The sequence below is a fragment of the Novosphingobium sp. genome (assembly GCF_965228995.1).
In the GTDB taxonomy this organism is placed as follows: Bacteria; Pseudomonadota; Alphaproteobacteria; order Sphingomonadales; family Sphingomonadaceae; genus Novosphingobium.
In genome coordinates, this window is the sequence record NZ_OZ245852.1 from 369282 (window position 1) to 392061 (window position 22780).

General features: G+C 62.3%; 19 protein-coding genes and 1 tRNA gene. 16 read left to right on the forward strand and 4 right to left on the reverse strand.

Going from position 1 to position 22780, the window contains the following annotated elements; genetic code table 11:
* Positions 1 to 27: 27 nt before the first annotated feature.
* On the reverse strand, positions 28 to 2280 hold the full coding sequence (locus ACO056_RS01635; RefSeq protein ID WP_421850845.1) for an ATP-binding cassette domain-containing protein: 2253 nt from the start codon (positions 2278 to 2280) through the stop codon (positions 28 to 30).
* A 155-nt stretch (positions 2281 to 2435) separates the two neighbouring features.
* Here ACO056_RS01635 and ACO056_RS01640 point away from each other — a divergent pair, with 155 nt between their 5' ends.
* From ACO056_RS01640 to ACO056_RS01660, 5 genes are all read left to right on the forward strand, one after another.
* Positions 2436 to 3842 carry an HlyD family type I secretion periplasmic adaptor subunit gene (locus tag ACO056_RS01640; protein WP_421850848.1) on the forward strand — a complete coding sequence of 469 codons (1407 nt, stop codon included), beginning with the start codon at positions 2436 to 2438 and terminating at the stop codon, positions 3840 to 3842.
* Between the two features lie 207 nt (positions 3843 to 4049).
* On the forward strand, positions 4050 to 6677 hold the full coding sequence (locus ACO056_RS01645; RefSeq protein ID WP_421850851.1) for a TonB-dependent receptor plug domain-containing protein: 2628 nt from the start codon (positions 4050 to 4052) through the stop codon (positions 6675 to 6677).
* A gap of 118 nt (positions 6678 to 6795) precedes the next feature.
* Positions 6796 to 8535, forward strand: coding sequence for a gamma-glutamyltransferase (gene ggt, locus ACO056_RS01650; protein ID WP_421850854.1), 1740 nt, complete (start codon positions 6796 to 6798; stop codon positions 8533 to 8535).
* Position 8536: 1 nt separating this feature from the next.
* Positions 8537 to 9073 carry a GNAT family N-acetyltransferase gene (locus ACO056_RS01655; protein ID WP_421850857.1) on the forward strand — a complete coding sequence of 179 codons (537 nt, stop codon included), beginning with the start codon at positions 8537 to 8539 and terminating at the stop codon, positions 9071 to 9073.
* A gap of 166 nt (positions 9074 to 9239) precedes the next feature.
* The gene (locus ACO056_RS01660; RefSeq protein ID WP_421850867.1) at positions 9240 to 10730 is read left to right on the forward strand and encodes a phosphomannomutase; all 1491 of its coding nucleotides are present in this window, start codon (positions 9240 to 9242) and stop codon (positions 10728 to 10730) included.
* 26 nt (positions 10731 to 10756) lie between these two features.
* On the opposite strand, the gene ACO056_RS01665 is transcribed toward ACO056_RS01660, so the two are convergent.
* Entirely contained in the window at positions 10757 to 11479 is a 723-nt protein-coding gene (locus ACO056_RS01665) for an alpha/beta family hydrolase (protein WP_421850870.1), read from the reverse strand.
* Positions 11480 to 11672: 193 nt separating this feature from the next.
* Here ACO056_RS01665 and ACO056_RS01670 point away from each other — a divergent pair, with 193 nt between their 5' ends.
* The 9 genes from ACO056_RS01670 (at position 11673) to ACO056_RS01710 (ending at position 20840) form a co-directional block, all read left to right on the forward strand.
* The gene (locus ACO056_RS01670) at positions 11673 to 11975 is read left to right on the forward strand and encodes a hypothetical protein (RefSeq protein ID WP_421850873.1); all 303 of its coding nucleotides are present in this window, start codon (positions 11673 to 11675) and stop codon (positions 11973 to 11975) included.
* Positions 11976 to 12283: 308 nt separating this feature from the next.
* Positions 12284 to 13444: a tyrosine-type recombinase/integrase gene (locus ACO056_RS01675; RefSeq protein ID WP_421850877.1), complete on the forward strand. Its 1161-nt coding sequence runs from the start codon at positions 12284 to 12286 to the stop codon at positions 13442 to 13444.
* A gap of 322 nt (positions 13445 to 13766) precedes the next feature.
* Positions 13767 to 15923, forward strand: coding sequence for a GNAT family N-acetyltransferase (locus ACO056_RS01680; protein WP_421850880.1), 2157 nt, complete (start codon positions 13767 to 13769; stop codon positions 15921 to 15923).
* Positions 15910 to 16344, forward strand: coding sequence for an ASCH domain-containing protein (locus tag ACO056_RS01685; RefSeq protein WP_421850883.1), 435 nt, complete (start codon positions 15910 to 15912; stop codon positions 16342 to 16344). The genes ACO056_RS01680 and ACO056_RS01685 overlap by 14 nt, the downstream gene beginning before the upstream one ends.
* 233 nt (positions 16345 to 16577) lie before the next feature.
* Entirely contained in the window at positions 16578 to 17996 is a 1419-nt protein-coding gene (locus tag ACO056_RS01690; RefSeq protein WP_421850886.1) for a deoxyguanosinetriphosphate triphosphohydrolase family protein, read from the forward strand.
* Between the two features lies 1 nt (position 17997).
* On the forward strand, positions 17998 to 18774 hold the full coding sequence (locus tag ACO056_RS01695; protein ID WP_421850889.1) for a hypothetical protein: 777 nt from the start codon (positions 17998 to 18000) through the stop codon (positions 18772 to 18774).
* 225 nt (positions 18775 to 18999) lie between these two features.
* Positions 19000 to 19638 carry a hypothetical protein gene (locus tag ACO056_RS01700; RefSeq protein ID WP_421850892.1) on the forward strand — a complete coding sequence of 213 codons (639 nt, stop codon included), beginning with the start codon at positions 19000 to 19002 and terminating at the stop codon, positions 19636 to 19638.
* Between the two features lie 107 nt (positions 19639 to 19745).
* Positions 19746 to 19955: a helix-turn-helix domain-containing protein gene (locus ACO056_RS01705; protein ID WP_421850895.1), complete on the forward strand. Its 210-nt coding sequence runs from the start codon at positions 19746 to 19748 to the stop codon at positions 19953 to 19955.
* A gap of 222 nt (positions 19956 to 20177) precedes the next feature.
* Positions 20178 to 20840, forward strand: a complete 663-nt coding sequence (locus ACO056_RS01710; RefSeq protein ID WP_421850898.1) for a hypothetical protein — start codon at positions 20178 to 20180, stop codon at positions 20838 to 20840.
* Positions 20841 to 21078: 238 nt separating this feature from the next.
* Here ACO056_RS01710 and ACO056_RS01715 read toward each other — a convergent pair.
* A tRNA-Arg gene (locus tag ACO056_RS01715) sits at positions 21079 to 21155 on the reverse strand.
* A gap of 156 nt (positions 21156 to 21311) precedes the next feature.
* Here ACO056_RS01715 and ACO056_RS01720 point away from each other — a divergent pair.
* Both ACO056_RS01720 and ACO056_RS01725 read left to right on the forward strand, forming a co-directional pair.
* The gene (locus ACO056_RS01720) at positions 21312 to 21629 is read left to right on the forward strand and encodes a hypothetical protein (RefSeq protein WP_421850901.1); all 318 of its coding nucleotides are present in this window, start codon (positions 21312 to 21314) and stop codon (positions 21627 to 21629) included.
* Between the two features lie 52 nt (positions 21630 to 21681).
* Complete coding sequence (locus ACO056_RS01725) at positions 21682 to 22182, forward strand: MmcB family DNA repair protein (protein ID WP_421850904.1); 501 nt, start codon at positions 21682 to 21684, stop codon at positions 22180 to 22182.
* On the opposite strand, the gene ACO056_RS01730 is transcribed toward ACO056_RS01725, so the two are convergent.
* Positions 22179 to 22754, reverse strand: a complete 576-nt coding sequence (locus ACO056_RS01730) for a TMEM165/GDT1 family protein (RefSeq protein ID WP_421850907.1) — start codon at positions 22752 to 22754, stop codon at positions 22179 to 22181. The two genes, ACO056_RS01725 and ACO056_RS01730, sit on opposite strands and share 4 nt — an antisense overlap.
* Between the last annotated feature and the right edge of the window lie 26 nt (positions 22755 to 22780).

The window sequence follows — 22780 nt, forward strand, 5'->3', positions numbered from 1 at the left end:
GCGTTTAAGGGGTCTGGGCGGGGGCGCTCAGGCAGCTTCCCTAGGGGGCCGTTTACCATTGGCCTGCGCCTGCTGACCCGCGAGCTGGGCCAGCACTTCGGCCTTGGGCCGATCGGCGAGGATGCGCCCTTGCTCGAGCCAGATCACCCGGTCGACGATCTCGAGCAGGGCGAGGCGGTGGGTCGCAACGATCAGCGTCTTGCCGCGCGTCGCCTCGGCCAGCCCGGCGATGACCGCCTGCTCGCTTGCCACATCGAGCGAGGCCGTGGGCTCATCGAGCAGGAGCACTTTGGGATCGCGCACCAGCGCGCGGGCAAGCAGGAGCGACTGGCGCTGGCCGCCCGACAGGGCCGATCCGCGCGGGCCGACCTGCCGCATGTAGCCCTCCGCCGTCCGCGCGACGAACCCGTCGAGCCCCGAGCAGCGGATCGCGCGCTCGACCACCGCGACTGCCGGTTCGGGCATGCCGAGCAGGATGTTGTGCCACACCGAGCCTTCGAAAATCATCGCGTCCTGCGCGCTGTAGATCACGTTCTGGCGCAAGTGCGGGATGGCGAAACGGTCCAGCGCGTGGCCATCGAGCGTGATGAGCCCGTGTTCGGCGGGCAGGAGACCGGCAAGGAGCTGGAGCAACGTCGACTTGCCAGAACCCGACTTGCCGATCAGCGCGACGCGCTCGCCTTCGCGGATGGAGAAGCTGAGGCCCGAAAGGCTGGGCGCCGCGCTGCCGCTGAAGGTGTGCGACAGGCCCGCCACTGCGAGCGCCCCGCGAACGGGCGCAAGGCTGACGGCGGGATCGGAGACATCGCGCTCGGGCTCGGTCTGGAGCAGCCCCGCAAGAGCCTGGAACTGCGCGAGGCTCTGGTAAGCGCGGGCGAACATGCCGACGGTAGCGGCAACGGGAACCATCGCGCGGCCCGTCAGCAGGACCACGGCGATCAGCGCGCCGGTGGTCATCAGCCCAGCCTTGATCTGCAGGACACCGATAACGACGACCATCACCGTGACCAGCTGGACGAGCAAGCCGGAGAACGATGCCGGGAGTTCGGACCAGTGCCGCACCTGCTTGTTGCCCATGGCGAGATGATCCGAAATCAGGTCCCAGCGGCCTTCGAACAGGCCTTCGGCATGGTTGGCCTTGATCGTGGTCCAGCCGCTGGTGAGTTCGGCGGTGAGATCGCTGCGCGCCTGGATGAGCTTCGACGCGCGGCGGCTGGCAAGCTTCAGCGCATAGTTGCAGACCATGCCGATGCCGATCAGGCCGATAGCGCCGAGAACGGGCCCCAGCACGGTGAACCCGCCAATGGCCGCGATCAGCGCGAAAAGCAGGACCACAAACGGCAGATCGACGCAGAACGTGGCAATGGCATGCGGCACGAGCAGCGAGAGTTGCTCCAGATCGCGAAGACCCGTCAGCATCGCGCCGAAGCCCATGTCTTGTGTCGGCGCGCGGGCGCGCAGCACGGTGACGACCGCGCGGTGCTGCACCGCCTGCCCGACGCGGGTGGCGACAGCCTCGACAAAGCGGGCCTTGATCTTCTTGAGGAGCAGTTCGAACACCAGCACGAGCGTCACGCCGATGGAGAGTGCCCAGAGGCTCTCGATCGCAAGGTTCGGGACCACCCGGTCATAGATCGCGCGCATGTAGAGCGGGATGGCGAGCGCACAGAGATTGAGCAGCGCGCTCGCCAGCAGCATCTGGCCCAGCGGACGCCGTTCGGCGAGATAGGCGCCGAGCAGCCAAGCCCGGGGATTTCGGCGGATGAGATCGCGCTCGTGCGCATCGCTGGCGCCGTTGACCGGATCGACCGGGCCGCTGTGGAGCGCCTCACCCGCAAGGAGCGGTCGCAGGGCGGCGAAGGGCATGACCTGTTCGCCGTTCGCATCTCGCACCGCGATCTGGCCGGCGCCGGAAGCCCCGGTCATCAGGACGGCGCCGCCGCTGGCGAACAGCAGGACGAGCGGCAGGTCTGCCGCATCGGGCACGCGGTGGCCGAGCGGGCGCCAGTATGCTTCCAGCCCTATGCGCGCCAGCGCCAGCGGGGCGAGTTTCGCGGCAAGGCCTTCCTGCGCCATCGGCAGCGCTGCGCCAAGCACGGCGCGGCCGTGCCGGATGCCCCGGGCGGACGCGAGCGCCTCGAGCGCCGCGAGCACGGGCATCGGGGTGATGACTGGCTGGCCTTGCGCTGAGGGCGGCGGGTTTGGCGAAGTGCGGCGGAGGATCCGGCCGAGGCCGCCTGCAGTGCAGGCGTGCGGCCGGGCGGAAGGCGGTCTGGTCATGGCAAATACCCTGCTTTCCAGCCGGGACTGCCAGCTTATGGAAAATGGGGGGTGAAGCGCGACCTACGGGAATGCGCGTAAGGGAGGCGCAAGCCGAAACAAGGATAATGAATGGTAAATCCCGGGCAACACTTCTGGTTTAACGGGGTCCTGTCATGCGCTTCACGCGCCTTCGCCAATCGCTCATCGTCTCGCTCGGCGGGGCCAGCCTGTTCGACGACTTGCACCCTGGCGAGGCCGAGGCCGTGCTCGGCGGCAAGCTTGCGCTCGCCAGCCAGCCCATCGGCGCAGCGCTGCCGTGGAGCGCGCGGATCGGGATCGGTGCGCCATCGCGCCTGCTGAGGGCGCTGGCGATCACGTTCGCACTCGTCGTGCTGTGGATGGCGCTGTTCACCGTGGACAAGGTGACGCGGGGGGCCGGGCGCGTGCTGCCTTCGACCCAGAACCAGCTGGTGCAGCACCTCGAAGGCGGGATCGTGAAGGAAATCCTCGTCTCGGAAGGCCAGCGCGTCCGCAAGGGGCAGGTGCTGATGCGCATCAGCAATGCCTCGACGGGCGCTGCCATCGAAAGCGCGCGGACCGATCTCGTCGCCAAGCGGATCATGCTGGCCCGGCTCGATGCCGAGATTTCGGGCGCGGGCAGCTTCGTGCCGCCGCCCGAGCTCGCCGCGCAAGCACCCGAAATCGCTGCGAGCGAGGCAGGCCTGTTCGCCAGCCGCCGGGCGCAGCGCATGAGCCAGGTGGGCGTGATCAACGAGCAGGCGCGCGCGAAATCCGCCGAGGTTGGCTCGCTCCAGGCGCGGCTTGCCAATCTGCGCAGCGAGGAGCGGCTGGCGATGGAGCAGATGGCCAAGCTTGAGCGCGCCTATGCCGAGGATGCGGTTTCCGAGCGCGATGTGCTCGACAAGCGCGCGGCGCTGCTTTCGCTGCGCACGCGCATTGCCGATGTGGCGAACCAGATCCCGCAATCGTCTGCAGGCCTTGGCGAATCCGCCGCACGGCGCGGCGAAATCTGGGCGAGTGACATGGAGCAGACCCGCGCGCAGGCGGCTGGGCTGCGATTGGAGCTTGCCAAGGCGGACGAGCAGTTCGGCGCGGTGCAGGACCGCGTCGCGCGCGAGGAAATCCGCGCGCCGGTCGATGGCGTGATCAATCGGCTCAATGTGCGCACGGCGGGCGGGGTGATCCGCGGCGGCGAACCAGTGGCGGAGATCGTGCCGGCAGCTGCCCAAGTCATCATCGAGGCGCGCATCGCGCCCAAGGACCGCGGCAATATCTGGCCGGGCCTGCCCGCACGGATCAAGATCTCGGCCTATGATTCCACCGTCTACGGCTCACTTGAGGCCAAAGTGGTCGATGTCTCGCCCGATGCGATCCAGGACCCGCGCGGCGGGCTCTACTACCGCGTGCGGCTCGATGCCGGACGGGCCAGTTTCGGGGCGGGCATGCCGGTGATCCCCGGAATGACGGGCGAAGTGGCGATCCGATCAGGGCGCCAGACGATCCTGGGCTACGTCTTCGGCCCGCTCATCCGCATCTCGCAGGAAGCGCTGCGAGAGTGATGAAAATCCTAGCAAAAACGTCTGTGGCCGTGCCGCACCGACAATAGCAAAAATGTCACACAATGCGCGGTTTCGCACGTGCGGCATGCGGATTGCCCTGCAAACCAGTTTACACTTTCAATCGAAAGAATATCCACGGCCCGCTTCAACCTAAGGCAGGCCGGGGGGCAAATTTGTCCGGCTGCTCAATTCAGGGGGTACCCTATCGTGCGAAACCTTTCCAATCTCGCCCTGCGCGGCGCGCTGCTGGCTTCGGCGGCCGCCTTTGCCGGCGTGGCTGCTCCGCAGACCGCTTTCGCGCAGGACACTGCTGCCGCGACCGATGATGCCGCAGCTGCACAAAGCATCGTCGTCATCGGCACGCGCCGTACCGACCGCACCGTGACGAGCTCGGCTTCGCCGATCGACATTATCGGCTCCAAGGAAATCGCGACCCAGGCGTCGTCGAACCTGCTCGACGTCGTGCGCAACGTGGTGCCTTCGTTCAGCGTGCAGTCGAACTCGATCTCGGACGCCTCGACCTTCGTTCACTCGCCCTCGCTGCGCGGCCTCTCGGCCGACGAAACGCTGGTCATGATCAACGGCAAGCGCCTCAACCGTTCGGCGCTGGTGCAGGTCTATTCGGGTGGTGACACCGGCCTCAGCTACGGCGCCCAGGGCGCCGACATCGGTTCGATTCCCGCAATCGCCCTCAAGAACCTGCAGGTCCTGCGCGATGGCGCAACCGCTCAGTACGGTTCGGACGCGATCGCCGGCGTGATGAACTATGTCATCCGCGACAACAAGGAAGGCCTCGAAGTGCAGGGCCGCTACGGCCAGTACTACCAGAACGGCGACGGCAAGAGCTATCAGATCGCGGCCAATGCCGGCCTCAAGCTCGGCGATCGCGCGTTCATCAACATCTCGGGCGAATACAACGACGACGGCCGCACCAGCCGCGGCAAGACCCGCCCGACGGCGCTGGCGTTTGCCGCGCAGCACCCCGGGGATGTCGGCCTGCTGCCGTTCTACCCGCTGCCCGCGCAGGTTTGGGGCAACTCGCCCAGCCGCGGCTGGAAGATCCTCGTGAACTCGGAGCTTGAGCTTTCCGACACCGCGAAGTTCTATTTCGTGGGCAACGCCGCGCACAGCAAGGCCGAGCAGAGCTTCAACTACCGCGCCTCGACCGCAGCCGTGCTCGACAAGACCGGCTCGACGCTGAAGTCGCCTGCCAGCTACAACCCGGCCGCTGGTGACCAGGTGCAGTGTGGCCGCACGTTCCTCAACTACAACCCGACCCCGGGTCCGGACGCGCTCGGTTGCTCGACCACGCAGGATCCCTATTTCCACAACCTCTACCCGGCCGGCTTCACGCCGCTGTTCGTGGGCGTTGTGAACGAACTGTGGGGCACCGCCGGCATCAAGGGCAGCTTCGGCAAGCTCGATTACGACGTCTCGGCCTCGACCAGCCGCAACACGCTCGATCTTTCGATGTCCAACTCGCTGAACACCGCCTTCACGCCGACCCCCGGGTTCGCTGTCGCGCCGTACAACGTCGCGACGCAGACCAGCTTCGATTTCGGCCGCCAGGCGCAGAAGGAAACCGACTTCAACCTCGACCTGACCTATCCGCTCGAAGTCGGCTTCGCCAAGCCGGTCGTGCTGTCGGGCGGCTTCGAGTATCGTAACGAAACCTACCAGCTCACCGCGTCGGACTTCCAGGCCTACGCCCAGGGCGGCGCTTCGGGCTACGGCGGCGTGAGCCCGCAGCAGGCCGGCAAGTGGAGCCAGAAGAACATTGCGGTCTATGGCGGTGCGGAAACCGACATCACCAGCAACTGGACTGTCGGCATCGCCGGTCGCTACGAGCACTACAACACGTTCGGTTCGGCGACGGTCGGCAAGATCAACACGCGCTACGAGTTCATCCCCGGTTACGCACTGCGCGCCACCGTGGGCACGGGCTTCCACGCGCCTTCGCCGGGTCAGCAGAACAACTCGACGCTGACGACGAACTTCAACCAGGGCGTTTCGATCCAGACCGGCACCTTCCCGGTCGGCAGCGCAATCTCGCAGGTGTTCGGCGCCAAGCCGCTCACGCCTGAGAAGTCGACCAACTTCGGCGTCGGCCTCACCGCCCAGCCGATGTCGGGTCTGTCGCTGACGGTCGACTACTACAACATCAAGGTGCGCAACCGCATCTTCATCTCGCAGCCGTTCCCGGTTGTCGATGCAACTCACCCGGATGGTTCGATCACCCAGGCTGACATCGACAAGTTCCCCGTGCTCGGCGCAGTGGGCGTGGGCGGCCAGGTGAGCTACTTCACCAACGGCCTCACCACCCGCACGCAGGGTGTCGACGTCGTCGCCACGTACTTCACCAAGCTCTATGCTGGTGATCTCAACGTGTCGCTCGCCTACAACCACAACAACAACAAGGTCCTGTCGGCCAACGCGAACGTGATCAGCGCGGCGCAGATCGGCAATATCGGCAACCTCGCCCCGCACGATGTCGGCCACCTCACGGTGGGCTATTCGCAGGGCAAGATCGCCTTTACCGCACGCGGCAACTACTACGGCTCCTGGATCAACGCGACCGACTACGGCTTTGGCCAGGTGTTCGGTGCGAAGGCGACCGCAGACCTCGACGTGACCTACAACATGTCGAGTGAACTGGCGCTGAGCGTGGGTGCGAACAACCTGTTCAACACCTTCCCGGACAAGCTGACCAACGCCTCGCTGACGATCTACCCGGTCACCGGCGGTTCGGCTGACGGCCAGGTCTATGCCCGTAACGGCGGACCTTTCGGCTTCAACGGCGGCTTCTGGTACGCCAAGGTCCGCATCAAGTACTAAGTTCGGGTCTGGTCCAGACGGGCAGGCCAAACACATCGGGGCGGGGAAGTTTCGGCTTCCCCGCCCCTTTTCTTTTGATTAGCGCGGGGGCAGAGGTGCGCACGAGAGGATACTGACAATGGCCCTGCGTAACACTGCAATCGCCGCCCTCGCGGCGCTTTCCCTGATCGCGATCACCAGCGCGAATGCGGCATCGCAGGTGCCGGTGGGCGCAGAGCACGGCATGGTCGTTTCCGCGCACCGGCTGGCGAGCGATGCCGGGGTCGAGGTGCTGAAGGACGGCGGCAACGCAGTCGATGCGGCCATCGCGGTGGCCTATGCGCTGGCCGTCACGTTCCCCGAGGCCGGCAATATCGGCGGCGGCGGCTTCATGACGGTGCGCTTCGCCGATGGCCGCCAGAGCTTCATCGACTTCCGCGAAACCGCGCCCGGCGCCGCCACGCCGACGATGTATCTCGACAAGGCGGGCAAAGTGATCCCGCTGCTTTCGACGCGCGGCCACAAGGCCGTCGGCGTACCCGGAACGGTCGCAGGGCTTGAACTAGCCCGCGAGAAATTCGGCACCCTGCCCCGCGCGCGCCTCATGGCCACGGCCATCAGCCTCGCCCGCGATGGCTTCGTCATGGATCAGGGCGATGCCACCTTCCTTGCCGAGGGCACGGAGGATTTCGCGAAGGATCCGGCCAGCGCAGCGATCTTCCTCGATAGCGGCAAGCCTTTCGAAAAGGGCCACAAGCTGGTGCAGGCAGACCTTGGCCGCATGCTCCAGCTGATTGCCGACAAGGGCGCGGATGCTTTCTACAAGGGTGAGATCGCGGAGAAGATTGCGGCCTCGAGCAAGGCCCACGGCGGCATCCTGAGCAGAGCCGATTTCGCTGCCTACCACGCCATCGAACGCGCTCCGCTCGAATGCGATTACCGCGGCTATCACGTGATCTCCGCCCCGCCGCCAAGCTCCGGCGGGGTCGTGGTGTGCGAGACGCTGAATATCCTCTCGGCCTATCCGATGGGCGAGCTTGGCTGGCATTCGGCGCAGAACATCCACTACCTCACCGAAGCGCTACGCCGCGCGTTCCACGATCGCAACGTGAACCTCGGCGATCCCGGCTTCGTGAAGGCCGATGTCGCCAGGCTGATCTCGCCGGAATATGCCGCGCAGCTGCGCGCCGGGATCAACCCGGACAAGGCCACCCCGTCCGTTTCGCTCGGCGTTCCCGGGCAATTGCACGAGGGCTCGAACACCACGCATTTCTCGATTGTCGATGCCGCGGGTAACGCCGTCTCGCTAACCTACACGCTCAACGACTGGTTCGGCGCGCGAGTGACGGCGGAAGGCACCGGCATCCTTCTCAACGACGAAATGGACGACTTCTCGTCGAAGCCCGGCGTGCCCAACATGTATGGCCTTGTCGAGGGTAGCAACAATGCCATCGCCCCGGGCAAGCGGCCGCTCTCTTCGATGACGCCGACCATTGTCACCAAGGACGGCAAGCTCGTCATGGTCATCGGCACCCCCGGCGGGAGCCATATTCCGACGGGCGTGCTGCAGGTCATGCTCAATGTGATCGACCACGGCATGACCGTGACCGAGGCGACCGATGCCTCGCGCATCCATGCGCAGTGGCTGCCCGACGTCATCTTCATGGAACCCAATGCGCTCAGCGCCGAAACCCGCGCCGCACTGGAGGCCAAGGGGCACAAACTGGAGCCGATGGACTACTGGAATCAGGTCGCGACGATCCTCGTCGGCGGGCCGGCGCTGGGCAAGCCGGCGCAAGGCAAGCTTTCGGGCGACCGCGACCGGCTCTACGGCGCGATCGACCCGCGCAGGCCGGTGGGCAGCGTTGCCGGGTACTGATTTGACCGCGTTCGCCCACGCCCTTGCCACCGAAGACGACCTCCCGCGCCTGCGCGCGCTGATGACGCGGGCGATCGAGGAACTGCAGCAGAGCTTCCTCAGCCCCGAGCAGGTCACGGCAAGCCACCAGATCATGGGGCTTGATACCCAACTGGTGAAGGACCGGACCTATTTCATGATCCTGGATTCCGGCGCGCTGGTCGGCTGCGGGGGATGGAGCTGGCGCGCTACCCTGTTCGGCGGGGACGACAGCATTGTCGCGCGCGAGCCGCTGCCGCTCGATCCCGCGAAGGATGCCGCCAAGATCCGCGCGATGTACGTCGATCCCGGCCATGCCCGGCGCGGCATCGGCAAGCGGATCATGGCGCTCTGCGAGGAAGCCGCGCACGGGGCCGGGTTCAGACGGGCGGAGCTGATGGCGACGCTGGCCGGACTGCCGCTCTACAAGGCCTGCGGCTATGGAGAGATCGAAGCCATCGAGGCGACCTCGCGCGAGGGCGTGAAAGTTCCGATCATCCGGATGGGCAAGGCGCTCTGACGCCCGTCGGGGCGGGCCGCATAAGGGCTGCGACGAATTGCCGACTTCGGTCTTGAACCGCATCGCGTATCGGGCGAAGAGCCTTGGTCATGGGCAGCGCGGGCGATCAGGCTGCCTGGTGGCACCTGCGCCGACTTGCCGCAACGAGATGGATCGGAACAACCGCATGGCGCAGATCACTGTACGCGACCTCATGGCCGAAAGCGGCGTCGCCTTCGGCACCAGCGGCGCGCGCGGCACCGTTTTGGCGATGACCGACCGGGTCTGCTACGGCTACACGCGCGGCTTCCTGTCTTACCTTGCCGAGCTGGGCGAGTTCCAGGCCGGCGGCCGAGTCGCGCTGGCCGGAGACCTGCGCCCGAGCACGCCGCGGATCCTTGCGGCCTGCGCGCGGGCGGTTCGCGATTCGGGCGGCATACCGGTCTTCTGCGGCTATGTGCCCACCCCGGCGCTCGCGCTCTACGGGTTTGCCGAAAAAGTGCCGAGCCTGATGGTGACCGGCAGCCACATCCCGGCAGACCGTAACGGCATCAAGTTCTATCGGCCGAACGGCGAAGTGCTCAAGGAAGATGAGGCGGGCATGTCCGCCCAGCTCGTCGATCTGCCGGGCGGCGCATTTACGCAGGATGGAGCGCTGACCGAGGCCGAGGAACTGCCCGCGGTCACCGATGTCGAGACGGTCTATGTCCGGCGCTACATCGATCATTTCGGCGCTGGCGCGCTCAGCGGCAAGCGCATCGGGGTCTATCAGCACTCGGCAGTGGGCCGCGATGTTCTGGCGCAGATCGTGCGCGAGCTCGGCGCGGAAGCGGTGCTGCTCGGGCGTTCCGAGACTTTCATTCCCGTCGATACCGAGGCCATCCGCGACGAGGACGTGGTCCTCGCGCGGGACTGGGCGAGCGAGGGCACGCTCGATGCGATCATCTCCACCGACGGCGATTCGGATCGTCCCCTGCTCGCCGACGAAACTGGCACGTGGATGCGCGGCGATGTGCTGGGCATCCTTTCGGCCGCGCGCGTCGGCGCCGCAGCAGTCGTGACGCCGGTCAGCAGCAACACGGCGCTCGAGCTTTCGGGGCTTTTCCCGCGCTGCCGGCGCACCCGGATCGGTTCGCCTTACGTGATCGCCGCAATGACCGAGGAGCAAGGCACGCCGGGCGATGTGGTGTGCGGCTATGAAGCGAACGGGGGCTTCCTGCTCGGCTCGGACATCACCGGCGCGGGCGGCAGCAAGACCACGGCGCTGCCAACGCGCGACGCGGTGCTGCCGATCCTGCTCGTGCTCACCGCCGGGGCCGGCACCGTTTCCGCGCAGCTCGCCAGTCTGCCGCAGCGCGTCACCTTCAGCGACCGGATCAAGGCGTTTCCGCTGGAACTGGGCGAGCAGTTGTTCGGCATGCTGCAGGCAGGCTCGGCCGAGGAGCAACTGGCATTGCAGACGAAGCTGTTCGGCGCCTGCGCCGGCGAGGCCCGCACGATCGATGCGACCGACGGCATCCGGACGACCTTTGCAAACGGCGAGATCATCCACCTGCGCCGATCAGGCAATGCGCCGGAACTGCGCTGCTACACCGAAGCGGACAGCGAAGAACGTGCAGCCACGTTGAACCGGCAGGCCCTCTCCAGCGTGAAGGCGGCGCTCGGCATCGCGGACTGAGAGCCCGATCTGCCGCATCGGCGTCTTTACGGCACCTCGATAAGATCGCGCAGCGCCGCAAGCACCTGTTCGACCATGGCATCGCTCAGGTTCGCATAATCGTGATCGCAATCGATCGCGATCAGCCGGGCGTGGGGCGGCAGCACCGAGCGCAGGTCTGGCGAGGCAGGCCCATATTCATCCGCCGTGCCCTGGATGATGAGGAGAGGCTTCGTGACCGCCGGGAGATGCCGGGTGCGATAGCTCTCGGCAGGATTGTCGGGATGCTTGAAGGGGTAGCCAAAGCAGCAGATCGTGCTGATCTTCGGGTTCGATGCGATCTTGGTGGCCGAGATCGCTCCGGCGGACTGCGCGATGATATGCACGCGTTCCATGGGCAACCCATCAATGAAGCGCTCAAGCTCCCGGGCCGCCGCGACCGGTGGCGAGACAATGGCCGCCCGCAGAAAGTCCCAGCGCTCCTTCTCGCCCAAGGCGATGAGCGTCTTGAAAAGGATGCGGATGATGCGGCGGTGCAAGCGATGCCTGCGCCCGGTCGACGCGGCGATGGCAGGTGCAACCCGGGTCATGCGCGCATTCATCCGGTAGACCGCAGCCGTCCGGCCGGATTCGAACCAGCGAACCGGGTAGCCCCGCAAGGCCAGGGCCCTCGAAAGCCTCGGAAACGTGTCAGACTGCTTCGCGCGGTTGCTTCGTCCGACGAAGACAACCCCACATGATGCGTTCATCTGCGCGGTCTCCGGAAACACCCGACACCCCGGCATGATCGCGAATGGCCCGATGCTGTCAAGTCACCCTCGCGCACCGCACTGCGGAGGCGGCTCCAAGCGAATCACTCCGATCCATATTTGAATGACGTTTTCATGACAGGCTGACATTTTAATTGCAGAGAGCCGGTGGTCCGATAAGCAAGTGTTCCGGGAACAGGTTGGGACATGCAGCATGGTCTCTCATTTCACCGACCAGTTTGATCCTCTCGCGGGGAGCGAGACAACGTTGGACATGGTCTCTGGACTTCCGCAGCGGATAGCCAGGGCCCGCATTGAGGCGGCAGCCGCGCTTGCGAGCGAAGTCCTGGAGCGCGCCCGAACACCCCTCCCGGATCACAGCCCCGCATCCAGACGCCGAAACGCTGTGGTTCCCGGCATCGCCGGAGAAATCTTCACGCTCGGCGCCGAGCTCATCGTCATCAGCCTTTGCTTTGGGGCAATCGCTGCTGGAATGTTCCTGAACATATGGGGTTGAAAGCCGGGCAACAGCCGGAGCATCGCGGATTCGCCGGGCCAGATCGGCTTATGATCAGCAGCTCGGATTTGGCGCATGTTAGCGACGCAGGTTCAAAAGCCTGGCGATTGATCTGATTTGCAATGATTGGTGCACCCGACAGGATTCGAACCTGTGGCCTCTGCCTTCGGAGTGCAGGGAATGACCATCCCACGGCGTCCAGGGCTGAGAAAAATGGCGGATTTGCGTGCATGATCGTTCCATTCTGTCCGGTTATGTTTTACAGGATTTTTATAGGAGAATTTCAGGGCCGAGATTAGGGGCATCGTATGGACCTTAGCCGCGTGAATATCCGGGAAGCTCTGAGGTGCTTGCCGAAGGGTGAGCCGCATTGGCAGCGGATTAAGCCCGGGTGCTTTGTGGGCTTTGCCCCTTCAGCAAAAGCCGGTGAGGGAACTTGGCACGCGCGGGCCTACGATCCAGACACGCGGCGCTATCGCAGAACGGCGTTCGGCGCATTTCCATTGCTGGCGGGGAACGCTAAGTTTGCAGCCGCCAAAGAGGAGGCTGAGAAGTTCGCGCGCTTGGTGGAGTCCGGCGGGCACAATGAGGCTCAGCCGGAAACCGTTGCCGACGCCTGCAAGGCATACGCCAAGAGCCGACCTGAGGCTGAGCATCGGTTTCGGCGCTATGTGGATTCCGATCCGATTGCCAATGTGAAGCTAAACAAGCTGCACCGTCGCCATTTGAAGGAATGGCGCGAGCGCCTTGAGGCACAACCCGCACTGGTGAGCCGCCGTAAGAATGGCGAGCCGGTCCTTCGGAAGCGCGCCGCTTCGACAGTGAACCGGGATATTGCTGTCTTCCGGGCGGCACTTGCGAAAGTGCTAGCGCCCGGTGCTCCCAACTCTGAGGCAGCTTGGCAGGAAGCCTTGAAAGCCACGCCGAATGCAGACGGGCGGCGCACCCTGTACCTTGATCGCAGTGAGCGGCGGAAGCTCCTCGAGAAGATTGACGCTGAAGCTGCGCCATTCGTTCGCGCGCTTTGCCTGTTACCGCTGCGCCCAGGCGCTTTGGCAGCGCTAACCGCTGGCGATTTCGACAAGCGCACCTCTGAATTGACCATCGGCAAGGACAAGACCGGGAAGCCCCGGCGCATTAAGTTGCCTTCCGACGCGGCGGCGCTGTTTGCCGAGCAGGCGAAAAACAAGTTGCCGGGCGCGGCGCTGTTCATGCGCGCCAACGGCAATGCATGGAACAAGGATAGCTGGAAAAAACCAATTGCCGCTGCCGTCGCCGCTGCGGGGCTTCCGGGCGATGCAACGGCCTACACGTTGCGCCATAGCACAATCACCGATCTCGTGAGCGCCGGACTGCCCTTGCTGACCATCGCGCAAATCTCGGGCACCAGCGCCGAAATGATCGAGCGCCATTACGGGCACCTTGCAAGCGACGCAGCGGTGAAGGCGCTCAGCGAACTTGCGCTCTGAGCTAGGCCATATTCCCCAACAGTCGATGCTCGCCAAACTGGCCTCACACAGTTGCGGCAACCGCGACGCCGGGATTGGTCGCACTGTTTAGCCCCAAATGCAGAATCCGACCTATCTTTGTGTTGGTCCGTGCTGAGTGGGGGTCATTGAGCTTTGAAGCGGCACTGCAGCCGCCGTGCGGGAAAGCTGCTCGGTCGATCCTGAAAGCGAATTGTGGCAAGGACCTGGCTTCGTATGTTGGGCTACTACCGAAAATCATTGGTATCGGCGGGCTCTATCCGCAGTCGAGCCTTGAGAATCAGATGGGAGGGAATGGCGGCAGGTGACTAGTGGGCGAACGGTCCTATCGACGATCGTCGAGCGCGATAACCTATTCCGGCTGCTGCCGGCGATTGTCGCACTGGCAGATTCCGAAAAAGAGTCGCTGGGCTTTTGGCCCGAGAATTCAATTCGAGAAGCAATCGACCGGGGACGTTTGATTGCTCTGTCAGCCGATGGCTGCCTAGCGGGATATATCCACTACAGCGGGGTATTCCCGCATGCCAAAGTTCAGCAGATCGCGACCTCCCCCGACTGGCGCCGACAGGGCGTCGCCTCAACGCTCATTCGCACGCTCGTTGCAAGACTTGAGAACCACGGCTTTTTGAGCTTGAAGGCAGAAATTGCTGAAACGCTTGCGGGGTCTCTCGCCTTTTATCGGCGGAATGGTTTCGTTGAAGTGATGAGCCGCAAAGGAGGGGCGACTAGGAACCGCTCCATTCTCGTCCATATCCGCGAACTGGAATCCGACAATCTCTTTGCATTTGCGGATAGGCAACGAACCACTGATTTCGATCTCGGCATTAAGCGTCGCAGTGCAGGTGAAGACCCGCTCTATGCGTTTGACCTCAACGTCTACTTCGACCTTGTCAGAGATAGGCGTCAGTCGGAAAAAGCACGGGCTCTATTTGGTGCCGCGCTGTCCCACCAGATTCGCCTTACCGTTTCCGATGAGTTTGCACTCGAACTCAAACGGACTTCAAATGACCGCTCGAATGACCCCATACTACAAATGGCACTGCGTTTGCCGCGTCTGCCGTCGGTTGACCGTGAGAGATTCAATGCTCTAGCCGCACGGATTCATCAGATAGTGTTCGTCGATCCGGGCCTGGCCGCAGCGGGCACCACCCAGTCGTTAAGCGATGCAGCGCATGTTGCACATGCCGCATTATCTCGTGCTTCTGCCTTCATCACACGCGATGGAACATTGCTCGCCGCAAGCGGAATTCTGCTCGATCACATCGGGATCGATGTGATCTCATTGGACGAAATTGCGTCGCTTCTTCCTGATGAAACGATCCCTGTGGCGTCTACCGTGCGAGCCGGGGAAGGTTTCTCTTTTGGCGAAGCGAGTGATGCCGAGCTCAAGACCTACTTGACTCTCGTGTCGGCGCCAGCCGACCTACCACACGAATTCTGCAACTCGGCCGCCTTTGGCACCATGCGTTTGGCTCGGGCGATCCGGGCTGGGAATCGCTTGGTAGCGGTTGGCATCCTTCTTGTGCCGCAAGGTATGCAGCCTGTCGCGCGGATGCTGGTGCATGCCCGCGAGGATCAGACTGACGCTGGGTTGTTTGCGGATTTCCTGATCGACAGGCTGACGCGCGATGCGGCTATCACACATCCAACTGCAATCGAGTTGATCCACATTCCGGGCCAATCAAGCGTTAACAGCGTAGCGCAATCCCGAGGGTACATCCGGGCGCGTTCAGGCGCAGTCTACCAGAAGATCGCCCTTGGGCGGCCACTAACCATCGCTAATTGGGCCGATTGCGCCGCTGAGACGCGACGAAGGACGGGGTTTGTTCTCCCAGCCAAAATGCCAACGACGCCGCTCGACGATACGGAAATCTCGCTGATCTCGCCAGGGGGGCAAGTGCATGGATACCCTGCTTCGCAGCTTACTGATCTACTTTCTCCTGCGATCGTAACGTGGCCGGGCATTAGCGGTGCAATCGTTCCGATTGCCAAAACCTATGCCGACGAACTGCTGGGGACGGCGCCTCAGCACACCTTTGCCTTTATGGAGGCGAAGGACGCAGCGTTTCTTGCACGTCGCGGCTATGTCAGTGCCCCACGCAACGTAACGCTTATGCCGGTAGATGGGCCAATCCTGTTTTATGAGTCTAGGCGGACAGGTGGTCGTGGCGCAGTCGTGGCAGTTGGGCGTATCGTTGATCGTACTTTACAACCAAAGGCCGAAATCTCCACCGAGAGCCAGCGTAGACTTGTGGTCGACGACGTCGACGCCTTTTCTGCCACGGACGACGTCCTGATCACGAGTTTCGACAACCTTCTCACACTACCTACGCCAGTCCCGCTACGCTATCTAAAGTCGATAGGCGCCGCTGGAAAAGCAAACCTCATCTCCGCAGTCTCGCTTCCCAGTGAGAAGATAACGCAAATTCTCACACAAGGATGGCTTCGTGATATCGGTTGACGACGTTTTAATTTCCATTCGTCCTCGCTTTGCTGATGCCATCTTTAATGGTGCTAAAACGGTCGAGATCCGACGGAAGATCCCACCGATGAAGCTTGGGAGCCGCCTTTGGATATATGTCACCAAACCAGTCGGCGAGGTGCGAGGCATCGCCTGGATTGCTGACATCATCGAGGGGGATCACGAAGCTGTGTGGGATGCTTGTGGTTCGCGAACTGGACTAGCTCGGGCCGACTTCAACCGTTATCTGCACGGTTCAGCTAAAGCATATGGTCTCGTCCTGCGAGATGTGGAAATCGGCACCCCAGCTTCGATGGAGGCGTTAAGGGAACTTCGTCCGGGCTTTCATCCCCCGCAGGTCGTCACCCGTCTGACTGCGCCCGAGGCTGAAGGGCTTCAGCGGCATTTGTTTCCTGTCTGAAGCGGGTTTTACCACACACCCCTTTTGGAGGTGCCGCGTGATAACCGGCGAAGCTACGCCTGCCTTTAGCTCCTCGACCGACAACGCGGACTTGACGTCTGCGAATCCCAGCAGTTATATGTTCTATTTATGTTCTTGCGGTTGAGTGCTCAGGTCGAGCAGTCGACAGGGCCTTGGAAGCGCACGCCAATCGGCCTATCCGGTCTCGGAAATGACGATGAGGGTGGATTCGAATGGCAACGATTTGGTCTGATCGAAGAGTTGGGGAGCTTAGCCACACCCCGACAGGCAGGACACCTGACCCAGTCCGGTCGCGTTTCCAGCAGGATTATGACCGTCTGTTGTTCTCAACACCCGTACGGCGCCTGTCTGACAAGACCCAAGTTTGGCCGATGGACGCCAATGACGGCGTACGCACCCGGCTTACTCACTCGCACGAAGTTGCTAATCTAGCGCGCTCAATCGGCACTCGCGTCCATTCGTCAAAGCCAGAATTGTTTTTGGGGGCTGACCTTCATCAGGTCATTCAGCCAATGCTCTCCGCAATCGGCCTAGCGCACGATCTGGGCAATCCGCCCTTTGGACACCAAGGCGAGACAGCAATCGGCCGCTGGTTTGAACTTCGCAAGAGCTGGATTTTCACAAATCACCACAATGGCGGGCCCGAATTGCCTGTCGCTATACCCGATGATCTGCACGCCGAATTCATTAAGTTCGACGGCAATCCTCAAACACTTAGGCTTGTCACCAAGCTGCAGACAAACATCGCTCATCTAGGGCTCGATCTTACATCAGCGACACTGGCGGCAGCGATCAAATATCCAGTCTGCGCGGGGAATCGTGACAAGCAGAACCCGATAGCTAAGAAATGCGGATACTTCGAAGCAGAACGTGCTCTCGTAAATGAGCTGCGGATTGAAACCGGGCTTGCAGAAGGGCAACGCCACACGCTCACTTGGATTATGGAAGCCTGCGACGACATCGCCTATTCTGTGCTCGACGTTGATGACGCCATGAAAAAGGGCGTCATCTCGCCAGACGATGTGCTTGCGAGCCTGCTCGCCGATGTGACCACATCCACGCATGTGGCAGTCGCAAAGGCGCAGACCAAATTCAGAGAGGTCGAAGCCGCCGGACGGCGCCCGGAGCTCGCACGCGATATCAAGATCGGATATCTGCGCGCCTACTTTATCGAAGCCCTGATTGACCATGCGAGCGACGGCTTCGTCGCCGCCAGAGAGGCCATCTCATCGTTCTCACACCGAACGCCGCTGATGGATGACAGCACCTTGTGCGAGAAACTCAAATCGCTCGCCCAGCAGCATGCCTTTAGCAACCCCGGCGTTTTGCGAATGGAGGCTCGCGGCGCAGAGGCAATCGAAGGACTTATGACCGCCTTTTGGGATGCGATTCACGACCGCGCACCAGAAGATTTTGACGACATCTTGGCCCGGCGTTCCGGCGCGAAGAGCAAGTATGTCTTTGCGTTGATCAGCCAGAATTATCTTGAGGACGCATCACGCGCTGCGAGTGCAGGTGGGATTGCGGCGTCTGTGCGCTACCGCGAACTACGCCTGTTGACCGACATGCTTTCGGGCATGACGGATACGTTCGCAATCAAGCTCTGGGAAGAGCTCAAAGGCATGCAATAAGGTGACACCGGCGGAAACACTGCCGAAGCTTAAGCGACGCATAGACGACTATTTGTGGCGGGAAGATGCGCTGCCGATCCAGCGTCTGCGCGATATCCTGGCAACCAAATTCGAGCCGCTGGGCCCCGTGGCTATTATTGGCGGTTTGGTGCGCGATATCGCGCGCAAAGGAAAAGTAGGCTTTCGATCCGACATTGATCTGGTGATCGACGCAGAGCCAACGCGCGTTGCCGCGCTGGCTGCCGAGTTGGGTGCAACACCAAACCGCTTCGGCGGCTTCGCCTCCATCCATCCGCATTGGAAGGTAGATTTTTGGTCTCTACCAAATACCTGGGCTTCGGCAGTGGGGTTAGTGGAAACGACCAAGCTAGCAGATCTCGTCAATACTACCTTTTTTGACTGCGACGCGATTTGCTACGAGGTGCGCAAGAGAAAGGTGCATGCGTTGCCCGGTTACCTCGAACGGCTGGCCGAGCGCACCATCGATGTCAACTTGCTGCCCAATCCCTCGATTGACGGTAATCTTTTGCGAGCAGCGCGGCGTATATTGCTCTGGCACTTCCGGCCAGGTCCAGGGCTTCGTGCATTCATCGAGCGCGAACTGAACGAAGAATCCTTCGATCGCATTGTCGCTACTGAGCGGACGATCTATTCGAATGACATAATCGGCGCGTTTGGTGGGCCGATACAACTCGCTGACACTCTACTCGGAGACAAGATGCCAACCCAGTTTTCTGGGTTCGGCGAGCAGTTAGAACTGCCTGGCTTCGACGAATAGATCGATGGTCGCTGATCTGGTAGGAAATGCTGACTAGGGGTGGGAGAGCCCAAAAAATGCGTCTCGGACGTGAGGCCATGGCCGCATTGAGGCATGCGAAAAAAATGCAGTCGCTCAGGCCAAGACGGCGTTGCGGACATTCTAGGCCGACTTTAGGCTTCCATGCGGAGGAGCGCGAGTCCCACGCACCTCCCCACCATCTCTTGGGACCGCTAGTAGGGCGGTATGTCCGACGATCAAAACAACCCCCCGGCTGATTCGGATTGGCTGCCAGCGTACGAAGCATATCGGCTAGTCTGCGAACGCAACGGTTCCGTCGAAGCCGACTTATCGATTGCTAGGCGCGCCCACGCCGGACAAATTCGAACTTTGGCTGAGATTGTTATCAAGGAGCAGCGAACGGCGCGCAGTCGCAAGGAAATTGTAGAGGAGAAGCGCGTCGAACTGCCCAAAGGATTTTGGTGGGCGGAAGGTGAAGCCGCACTTGAGCAAGATTGGACGACGGGCGATTTCGCCACGGAGGTATGCGACAATTTTTCCGGTCCGGGCCAATATCGATGGCAAGCATTCGGCGTGAGGTTTGAACGACGCGGCATTGAGATGATGCTTACCCCGGCAAAATCGTCCGAATCCGTATCTGTGGTGGCGAGTTACAAGGAGATTGCCGCTCAAGCGCCACTACCCACCGATGAAGAGATCATAGCGAAGATGAAAGAGCTCGCAGAAATGGGCATCGAGCGAGACAAGGCAGCAAAAATCATTCGCCAAATTCGCGGATTTGAAGGAGTTGGCAACGAGCACGCCCGCCGTGCTGCTTCAGGACATTTGACACAGGGACGTCCGAAAAAGTCGCGCCCGAATTAGGCAAAAAACTAGGCACACGCGGATTTTGACGCGTTTTTTTGACAGGCATAGCTGCTCATCTCGCAACGTCCGGGCGCTTCCGCCTTTGACCTTGTGAGGACAGCCAGATGCAGCACGAGAACAGTAAATCCCGAACGCCGATCTCTTTGAGCATTCCCGACGCGGTAGAGGCGTCAGGCCTGAGCCGCTCGTCAATCTATGAGGCGCTGCGAAGGGGTGACCTGACGGCAGTCAAGGCCGGGCGGCGCACATTGATCCGTTTCGGCGACCTTGAGGCCTACATGGCTGGCCTTCCCATATATCGGGCGGAAGCCTGAGGCCGGTCGGGGGGCGGGGTGCGGGGGTGAACTCCTGCAAGCCAGCCCAAATGGCCTTTGGCCTTACCCTCCTATCTCGTTTCGCCGCTTAGCCAATATCGCTGAAGAATTTTTTCTGCCGCCATTGTGTGCAGCGACATGCCCCGAAGCGGTTCCAATCAACATGAGCGGCCCTGATGGCCTCAAACCAACCATGCTTCATCATGCTTTTAGAAGCTTTAGATGAAACGTGCGCGCGCGTTGGGAGAGCCGGACGGCACCGCTTCAAGCAAATCCGAGGATTTCATGGATATTTACGACTTGAATCATATTTACGGCATCTCACTCAAGAAACTTCGCCGAATGGAAAAAGACGGAGTTTTGAGAACCGGTAAATCGCAATTGCCAAAATACTGGCAAATGGTCCGCTCTGACATTCACAAATCCAAATTGAGTGCTCGCTCCATTGCCCTCGCCTATCAATACCCGCGCGATCTTGAAAAGATGATAAACCTTTCGAGACGCCACCGGAGCTTGATTGACGATCACATTCGTAAGATCGAGTTGCCCAAAATGGCCCCTCCGCCGGTTGAGACCGAAATTCGCGTGTCCACCGTAGTTTTTGCTGCGGTTTCGGAAGGGGGGATTTGGCTGGACCGGTTCATCGCGATCCTGCAATCGCATATTCCGGATAAAGCGGTCGATTACCACTATGTTGCCGTGAGAATATTGCTCATGTGCGGAAACCCACACAACATTGATTTGGCGTCTGAAGTCCTGCGGCAGGCGATTTTGAAAGCCCGAGATCATCCCTCAATGGCCGGTTGGTCGAGCAAACAGGCGACCCAGAACGAGAAGGATTACTCCACCATTTTTCGACGGCCCACAGCAGCCTTCGATCTGTAGCACTGAGGCCCGAGGCCATCGGGTCGGAAAAAATGGGGTGTGTCGTGAATGCGCCCAAGGACTGGCTTTGCCACGCCTCTTTCGAAGGTACCCCCCCGGGGTCGCAACTTTCCCTGAAAGCATCCTTTTTTGTCTTCAGGGCAAGCCAACAGGTCCGGCAACGCAGGCGAAAACGACACCCCCATTTGCAGGATTTTTACAGGAAACGAGAACCGACCTCGCTTAAGTCATTGAAAACTGGTGCACCCGACAGGATTCGAACCTGTGGCCTCTGCCTTCGGAGGGCAGCGCTCTATCCAGCTGAGCTACGAGTGCGTGGGTGAACCGCCTAGCAGCGCTGTGCGCGGCATTCCAGTGGATTATGTAGCTTAGCGATTTGGTAGCGGGCTGCAGCTTATTCTGGGTGACATGGCCCTTCGTCCGCCCTCTTCCCCCGCGAATCGTGCGAGCAGCCGCTCGGGTGCGAGCGAGATGGCGATGAAGTGGGCGGCGGTGCACGAAGCGGCGGCGGCGATCGCGGAACTGGCCGGGATCGCGCCCGAATATCGCGCGCCGGAGATACGCAATTTCCCCGCGATCATGCGCGATACCGGGGGCTGGCGGCTGCGGCTTGCCGAGCAGGGCGTGGACGATCTCGCCGCCATTCTCGAGCCCGGACTTGCCGCCTTGCTGACGCTGCACGGCAGCGGTGCGCCTGCGGGAGCGGCGGCGCTGGCGTTGTGGCGCGAATTCCACACGGCGCGGGCCGCACTGCTGGCGCTGATCCAGCCGCTGGGAATCGAGCGCTAAGTTCTGCACCTGACCACTAGCGTTGTTCCATTTTTGTTCTTAAACTCGGGCGATGCGCGATTCGGCCCTTCCCGCTCCTCTGCCCACGCCCACCGAACGGGAAGCGCAAGCCGTTGCGCGGGGGATAGGCCGCCTGTTTGCGCGAAACGGGATCTGGTGCCTGCCGGAAATGCCGCTCCGCTCGGGCCGCCGCGCCGACCTCATGGGGATCGACGGCAAGGGCCGGATCGTTATCGTGGAAATCAAGGTGGCGCGCGCCGATCTGCTGGGTGACGCGAAGTGGCCGGATTACCTCGAATATTGCGACAGGTTCTATTGGGGCCTCGCCCCGCATCTCGACCGGGCGTGCCTCGAAACCCCGGCATTCAGGCCGGACTTGTGCGGGGTGATCGTGGCGGACGGCTATGACGCGGAGATCCTGCGCCCTGCTCCCAGCCTCCCGCTCGCCGCCGCACGCCGCAAGGCCGAGACCGAGCGGCTGGCGCGCGCGGCGCTGCGGCGGCTGGTAGTAGTTGGCGATCCGCAATGCGCCGGCTGGGGCGAAGAGGCCTAAAGCAACCCCGCCGTCGCCAGCAGCAGCAACACGCCGAGCACCGCGAAGAAGAGCGCTGCGATCGTGCGCACCACGCCGAGCGGAACGCGCTTCACCAGTTCGCCGCCAAGGAGCACCGCGGGCACATTGGCCAGCATCATGCCGAGCGTGGTGCCAGCCGTAACCGCGAGCGCATCGTGGAAACGCGCGCCAAGCGCGATTGTGGCGACCTGCGTCTTGTCGCCCATCTCGACGAAAAAGAATGCGACGAGTGTGGTGAGGAAGGCACCGCCGCGCGAGACCGCGGGGGCATCGTCTTCCTCGAACTTGTCGGGCACCAGCGTCCACGCGGCCATTGCGAGGAAGCCCACGCCGACGGCGTAGCGAAAGGCCGGGCCATCGAACCATCCGGCCGCCATCGAACCGGCCAGCGCGGCGAGGAAATGGTTGCCAAGCGTGGCGACGAGGATGCCCAGCACAATCGGCACGGGCCGCTTGAACCGCGCGGCGAGCACGATGGCGAGGAGCTGCGTCTTGTCGCCGATCTCGGCGAGCGCGACGATCGCGCTGGAGGTAAACAGGGTTTCGAGCATGGGCGATTTCCAGGGCCGGGCGAGCG

Coding starts and splice junctions, on each gene's coding strand:
- ACO056_RS01635 (WP_421850845.1), bottom strand. CDS start 2,280: ATGACCAGACCGCCTTCCGCCCGGCCGCACGCCTGCACTGCAGGCGGC.
- ACO056_RS01640 (WP_421850848.1), top strand. CDS start 2,436: ATGCGCTTCACGCGCCTTCGCCAATCGCTCATCGTCTCGCTCGGCGGG.
- ggt (WP_421850854.1), top strand. CDS start 6,796: ATGGCCCTGCGTAACACTGCAATCGCCGCCCTCGCGGCGCTTTCCCTG.
- ACO056_RS01660 (WP_421850867.1), top strand. CDS start 9,240: ATGGCGCAGATCACTGTACGCGACCTCATGGCCGAAAGCGGCGTCGCC.
- ACO056_RS01670 (WP_421850873.1), top strand. CDS start 11,673: ATGGTCTCTCATTTCACCGACCAGTTTGATCCTCTCGCGGGGAGCGAG.
- ACO056_RS01675 (WP_421850877.1), top strand. CDS start 12,284: ATGGACCTTAGCCGCGTGAATATCCGGGAAGCTCTGAGGTGCTTGCCG.
- ACO056_RS01690 (WP_421850886.1), top strand. CDS start 16,578: ATGGCAACGATTTGGTCTGATCGAAGAGTTGGGGAGCTTAGCCACACC.
- ACO056_RS01700 (WP_421850892.1), top strand. CDS start 19,000: ATGTCCGACGATCAAAACAACCCCCCGGCTGATTCGGATTGGCTGCCA.
- ACO056_RS01705 (WP_421850895.1), top strand. CDS start 19,746: ATGCAGCACGAGAACAGTAAATCCCGAACGCCGATCTCTTTGAGCATT.
- ACO056_RS01710 (WP_421850898.1), top strand. CDS start 20,178: ATGAAACGTGCGCGCGCGTTGGGAGAGCCGGACGGCACCGCTTCAAGC.
- ACO056_RS01720 (WP_421850901.1), top strand. CDS start 21,312: ATGGCGATGAAGTGGGCGGCGGTGCACGAAGCGGCGGCGGCGATCGCG.
- ACO056_RS01725 (WP_421850904.1), top strand. CDS start 21,682: ATGCGCGATTCGGCCCTTCCCGCTCCTCTGCCCACGCCCACCGAACGG.
- ACO056_RS01730 (WP_421850907.1), bottom strand. CDS start 22,754: ATGCTCGAAACCCTGTTTACCTCCAGCGCGATCGTCGCGCTCGCCGAG.